This is a genomic window from Streptosporangium amethystogenes (assembly GCF_000721075.1).
Lineage (GTDB): Bacteria > Actinomycetota > Actinomycetes > Streptosporangiales > Streptosporangiaceae > Streptosporangium > Streptosporangium amethystogenes.
Genome location: NZ_JOEQ01000083.1, coordinates 1 through 5,547 on the forward strand (window position 1 = coordinate 1; position 5,547 = coordinate 5,547).

6 protein-coding genes and 1 pseudogene are annotated in these 5,547 nt (G+C 67.4%); 4 read left to right on the forward strand and 3 right to left on the reverse strand.

Annotated elements, in window-relative coordinates:
- From IG98_RS0143310 to IG98_RS0143320, 3 genes and pseudogenes are all read left to right on the forward strand, one after another.
- Positions 1-197: pseudogene (locus IG98_RS0143310) on the forward strand (DNA alkylation repair protein); the annotation flags it as partial.
- Positions 198-509: 312 nt separating this feature from the next.
- On the forward strand, positions 510-812 hold the full coding sequence (locus IG98_RS46165) for a GntR family transcriptional regulator (RefSeq protein WP_051753717.1): 303 nt from the start codon (positions 510-512) through the stop codon (positions 810-812).
- A 228-nt stretch (positions 813-1,040) separates the two neighbouring features.
- A complete protein-coding gene (locus IG98_RS0143320; RefSeq protein WP_425428161.1) occupies positions 1,041-2,168 on the forward strand; it encodes an IS30 family transposase in 1,128 nt (375 codons plus the stop codon).
- A gap of 93 nt (positions 2,169-2,261) precedes the next feature.
- Here IG98_RS0143320 and IG98_RS0143325 read toward each other — a convergent pair whose 3' ends face one another.
- The 3 genes from IG98_RS0143325 to IG98_RS51730 form a co-directional block, all read right to left on the reverse strand.
- Positions 2,262-3,788 carry an alpha/beta hydrolase family protein gene (locus IG98_RS0143325; RefSeq protein ID WP_051753718.1) on the reverse strand — a complete coding sequence of 509 codons (1,527 nt, stop codon included), beginning with the start codon at positions 3,786-3,788 and terminating at the stop codon, positions 2,262-2,264.
- Entirely contained in the window at positions 3,788-4,090 is a 303-nt protein-coding gene (locus tag IG98_RS52985) for a hypothetical protein (RefSeq protein WP_030926257.1), read from the reverse strand. The genes IG98_RS0143325 and IG98_RS52985 overlap by 1 nt, the downstream gene beginning before the upstream one ends.
- A 309-nt stretch (positions 4,091-4,399) precedes the next feature.
- Positions 4,400-4,561 carry a hypothetical protein gene (locus IG98_RS51730; RefSeq protein WP_157594886.1) on the reverse strand — a complete coding sequence of 54 codons (162 nt, stop codon included), beginning with the start codon at positions 4,559-4,561 and terminating at the stop codon, positions 4,400-4,402.
- An 88-nt stretch (positions 4,562-4,649) separates the two neighbouring features.
- Between IG98_RS51730 and IG98_RS0143340 the strand changes: the two genes are divergently transcribed.
- A complete protein-coding gene (locus IG98_RS0143340; RefSeq protein ID WP_051753719.1) occupies positions 4,650-5,339 on the forward strand; it encodes a TetR/AcrR family transcriptional regulator in 690 nt (229 codons plus the stop codon).
- The last annotated feature ends 208 nt before the right edge of the window (positions 5,340-5,547 follow it).

The window sequence follows — 5,547 nt, forward strand, 5'->3', positions numbered from 1 at the left end:
CCCCCGATCGCCTGCAGTGGGCGATGAACCACTGCCTGGCGCAGATCGGGATCGAGCGCGCCGAGCACCGCGCCCGTGCGATCGACATCGGCGAGCGCCAGGAGGTGCTCAAGGACTACCCGACTTCCCCGGGCTGTACGTCTCCGTTCGCGCCCGTCTGGATCACCGAGATGGTGCGTCGACAGCACGATGAGTAGGAAGGTTCGCGCTCACGCTCGTGCCGTCAAGCATCAAGCGAGTCACGACATCCGTGGCATCTGTTGTCCTGTCCCAGGACGTGCATGACAGTTCTGTCGCATCTGATGCTTGGCAGACGTCACCCCCCTGTAGCTGCGACCGCTCACACTCTGCGGTAGAAACTGCCACGGGCCCACTCATGGCACTGATGCATCGGTCCCGTTGTCGATGGCTGTCTATCAGGTCTCCTCGGGATCGCGCGAGCACCGATCGTCCGCCGTCGACGGGCATGATCGCCCCGTTGATGAAGCTCGCGTCGTCCGACAGCAGGTATGGCGGTGGAGACCTTGTGGTTCCCGGACGTCGACAAGCCCGAACCGCTGACGCGCGGGGTGCGTCATCACCTCCAGGCGGTCAAGCACCTGCGCTTCGATCACGTCACCGAGCGACCGACCGCGCGCAACCCGACCAAGGAAGAGGCCGAGCTGCTCGGCTCTTCCAAGCCCGTCATGGGAGTGCTGGCCAGCGTGCATGACGCTGCCGAGGGTGTGCTCCTGGTGATGAGCGTGGCGCTGCCCGGTGACCTTCATGAACTCCAGGACGTCTGCCAAGTGACATGGGTCGGCTTCTGGTGATGCTCAGCGGAGCGGCACCTCTGCTTCTAAGCAGGGCCTGCCCTGGTCGCCTCAACCGGACCCGGCGTTGGGCAGGTGTGGCTACGACGGCTTGGGTTCTAAAGGTGGTCGCAACACCTGACCCCAAGGGGTGTTGCCATGACCAAGCCGTTTCGCCGGCCTAAGAAGCGTGGACCCGCGCCGCAGACGGACAAACGTGATCAATACCTTCGCCTCATGGCGCAGGGAGTGAACAACTCAGCCGCGTGTCGCGAGCTGGGCATCAATCGCAGAACCGGCACCCGTTGGAGGTACGGCAGGAAAGAGGTCGACCGGGCCGGGCGCGAGCGCGTCTATCCGCCGATCATCGAGCAGCCTGATGACGGAGCCATCTCGCTGCGGTTCCTGTCGGAGGACGAGCGGATCGCCATCGCTGACATGCTCCGGGCCGGCGCCTCGCTGCGCGCTATCGCCCGAGAGCTCCAGCGGAGCCCTGCCACGATCAGCCGGGAAGTGCGCCGCAACCGCGACCTGGCCACCGGCAAGTACCACCCATTCCGCGCCCAGCGGAGAGCGATCGTCCGGCGAGTGCGGTCGAAGGAGGGCAAGGTCCAGCGGGACCCGGAGCTGAAGACTTACATCCGGCAGCGACTCAACCAGCGGTGGAGCCCCGAGCAGATCAGCCAGGACCTGCGCACCGCCTTCCCTGACGAGCCAGAGCGGCATCTGGCACACGAGACCGTCTACCAGGCGATCTACCTGACCTACCGCGGCGGCCTGGAGCGCCAGCCCGGCACATTGCGCACCGGCCGCCAGGCCCGGCGCCGCGTCGACCAGCGCGCCACCCGCTTCATCGACCCCGGCAAGCTCATCCACCAACGGCCCGCCGACATCGACGACCGCCTGGTGCCCGGCCACTGGGAGGGCGACCTCATCGTCGGCCAGGGCAATCGCTCGGCGATCAGCACCCTCGTCGACCGCACCACCCGCTACGTCATGCTCTTGCATCTGCCCGAAGGCAGGACCGCCGAGCACGTCCGCGACGCCCTCATCGACGTCTTCGCCGGCCTGCCCCGCGAGCTCGCCCGATCGCTGACCTGGGATCAGGGCAGCGAGATGAGCCGCCACGACGAGTTCACCGCCACCACCGACATCCCCGTCTACTTCTGCGAGCCCGCCAGCCCCTGGCAGCGCGGCTCGAACGAGAACACGAACGGCTTGCTTCGCCAGTACTTCCCGAAGGGCACCGACCTGTCCTCCTACACCGCCGACCAGTTCGACGCCGTCGCCGCCGAACTCAACAACCGCCCCCGCAAGATCCTCGGCTGGCAGACCCCCACCGAGCTCTTCGCCAAGCTCGTCGCAACAGTCGATTGACCCCGTGTTGCGAAGATCGCTGGAATCCGCCCCGTCCCGCGGGCCCCGCCGGGCGGACCCCTCGTTCGCCCGGCCTGGCGGCATGGACAACGGTCACCGAGGGTGCGCGGCGGCTGACGGCTGCTCCGGCACGCCCTGGTGATGCATGAACCGCGCTTCTGGGAAGCGGCTCGACGGCCCCTCGATCAGTGACGGTGACTGTCCCATGAGATGCTTGTCGAAGAACGCGAGCGAGTAGGCGTTGATGATGTCGTGTGCTCGCTGAGCGTCGATCGTCCCGTTCAGGCCAAGCTGCGGTGTGACCGGTGACCAGACCGGGACGTCGGTGAAGTCGACGTGGAACAACCCGGGGACCTCCACATAATAGCCAGCGCCCGACAGGCGCTGGTACACGTCGGTTATGGTCTCGATGGTCTCGGAGATCTCCTTCTCCGGCCAGCCGCCGCTGCGCTCCCGTTCGAGACGAAAGGTCTCGGTATCGCGGGTCATGAACATGACTGGCTGCTGCAAGCCCGCCCTGACGACGTGGGCCGTCATTTGAACGTCCATGATGAAGCACGCCTTGAGGCGCTGGTCGTTCGCGCACGCCTCGGCACCGGTCGCGCCGCCCCACGAGATCCCGAAGACGCCAGCGCGCTCGAGGTCGAGGCGGCCGGTCAGGATGCCGTCGGGGTCGGCTTCGTTCAGCCCTGCGAGCCGGTCGAGCGCGAAGCTGACGTCCTGCGCGAAGTACGGGATGATGCCGTCGGGAAGCGCCTCCCCCTGGAGTGTCGGCCCGTCGGGCCGCGGCGTCCAGCTCTGGCTGATCAGCGGATAGATCTTGTCCCTGGGCCACCCTGGGACCTCCCGCCCGTCGGGGAAGCGTGTCATGGCGGCGGCGCCCGGCTGGTCGAGCCCGACGACCACGTAGCCGTGCGAGACCAGCTCCTGGATCTGGAAGGTGCTCGCGGCGCGGAACCCGCTGAGCCCGGTGAGGGAGATGAGCACCGGGTAGCGGGGGCGGTCGGCCGCCATCCGAGCGGACGTGACGGCGCTGGTGGTCACGTACCTGAGCTGGCTGAAGACGGGCTCCGGGAAGCCGGCCAGGCGCGCCATCGCCGACGTCACCGCCTCGGCGTCTTGGATGTAGGGGGTGCGCGGCGCCGACGGCTGAGGCTCGGCGGGATACCAGACCTGCGCCATGAGTTCCCGGTGATCATCGGGGGCGTCGGTGAACAGCTCCGGACGGCCTGCGTCCACCCAGTGGTAGGTCGTAGTGCCGATCGCATATGGTCCGGTCGGCTCGGGGAAACGGAATACGGGCATCACCATTGCCAGGAGGATGGAGGCGAGGGCCGCCAGCGCACCCAGTCCGGCGGCTGAGCTGGCGACCAGTCGGTTGACGTGCACGGCGCTCGGCCGGACGATGCCGGTCAGCCAGGTCAGGAAGAGGATCGCGGTCAGCGCGTAGGCAGGGGCCAGCTGCCAGCGCGGGCCTTCGACGAGGACCTGCGCTGCCGCCAAGAGCAGCGTGACGGGCACCACGAAGCCTGGCCAGCGCAGCGCGCGTAGCCGGGGGATCGCCACGATCGCGAGCCCCAGCAGGTTGGTGGCCGACAACAGGATCTCCAGGGGTCTCATCAGGTGCTCCTCAGGTTGTGGCTGGTGCCGACGGCCGTTCGGGCGAAGACCGGGTCGAGCCGGACCAGGTCGTCGGCGTCGGCGAGCTGCGACTCGGGCAGCTGCCAGTGAATTGCGGCGACGGGATCCGGGATCCCGGTGATCGCCTGCGCCTCAGGGGATGCCCGCCTGCGGTTTTCCGCGTCGCGGTAGGCCACCAGCTCCTCGGCCGTCATCGCCGACCAGTCCGGCTCCCCTCCCAGGACCTGCCGCCGCAACCGGACGCCCGCCGATGGCTGCTGAGCACCGGTGACCTCGCTCATATCTTCTCCGTAAGGTTATTGGCGGTCCGTGAGGGGCCGTATGTGGCTTATGACTGCTTGCCTTCAGCGGCTTCCAAAGAGTGGCCGTCCAGCTCTGCGGGCCGCCCTGGCTACTGATTGAGATCCGCGATCTTGTCGCTGTTCACGGAGCTGACGGCGGGGTGTTCCTCGGGCCTGGCGCGAGCACGCACGGCGCGAGGAGCCAGGGATGGGGACCGCCAGCAGCAGCCAGACGAGTATCCCCAGGGCACCTGTGACGACGAGGTAGATCACGATCGCGTTGCGGTCGGCCGCCACCATGCCCGGACCCTAGTCGGGATACGCGTCGCGGACGTGGCCGGACAGCGTGTCGACGGTGGCGATGTCGAGCAGCAGCGCGAGTGTGGCGAAGGTCGTCAGTGCCAGCCCCAAATACATCGCGGTGGGGCGCTTGGTGTGTGTCGACGGTGGACGGTTGGTGATTGTGGTCATGACCGCTTCCTTCCGAAACCTACGTCGTAGGTTTCCATCTGCACGATAAATTCTACAGTGTAGGTTTAACAAGAGGGAGAGAGTAGACGTGACCAGACGCACACAGGGCACGTCGGCGGGGCTCGACCGCGAGCGCATCGCGGCCGCCGCCGTCGTACTCGTCGACCGCGACGGCCTCGAGCGCTTCGGGGTACGGCGGCTCGCGGAGGAGCTCGGGGTCGACCCGATGTCGATCTACCACCACATCAAGGGCAAAGCCGCGCTGCTGGACGCGATGTCCCAGGCCGTGCTCGCCGAGGTGGCGGCCGGCGCGGACGACGCACCCCGCGGCTGGGAAGAGATCACCCGCTGGACGGCGCACCGCTACCGGGAGATGGCCTACCGGCATCCCCGGGTGTTCCCGCTGCTGGCTACGCGCGCCCAGACCTCGCCGGTGGCCCTCGCCGCCCTGGAACGACTGGTCACCGCGATGCGTGAGGCCGGTCTGCCCGACCAGGTGGTCGCGGACGCGCCGCTGATGCTGTTCGGCTTTCTCAACGGATATCTGCTGGCGGTCCTCAGCGGCGGGCCCGACGGGGTCGGTGACATGCCCGCGATCGACGCCACGGCGTACCCGACGATGGCCACCCTCATGCCCCTGCAGGCCGGCTTCGGGTCTGTGGCGGAGTTCGACCGGATGCTCGACGCCGTACTCGGCGGGATCCGGAACCGGGCCAATCGACAGGGGGACCCGCTGAGCGCGCAGACCACGGCGAACGCCCGCCGAGCTCTTCACTAAGCTCGTCGCAACAGTCGAATGACCGCGTGTTGCGATGATTGCTGGAATCCGCCCGGCCCGACCTGGACCCACTTGACGATCTTCGCCGGGAAGGTGTGACGGCTTGATTTGGGATCTGGCCCACATTTCGTGATGAATACTGCCCCGTAGCCTCGGCTGAGTCGGTGAGGATGCGTCGAGTGCGAAGATCGTTGCCTGGATGTCCTCC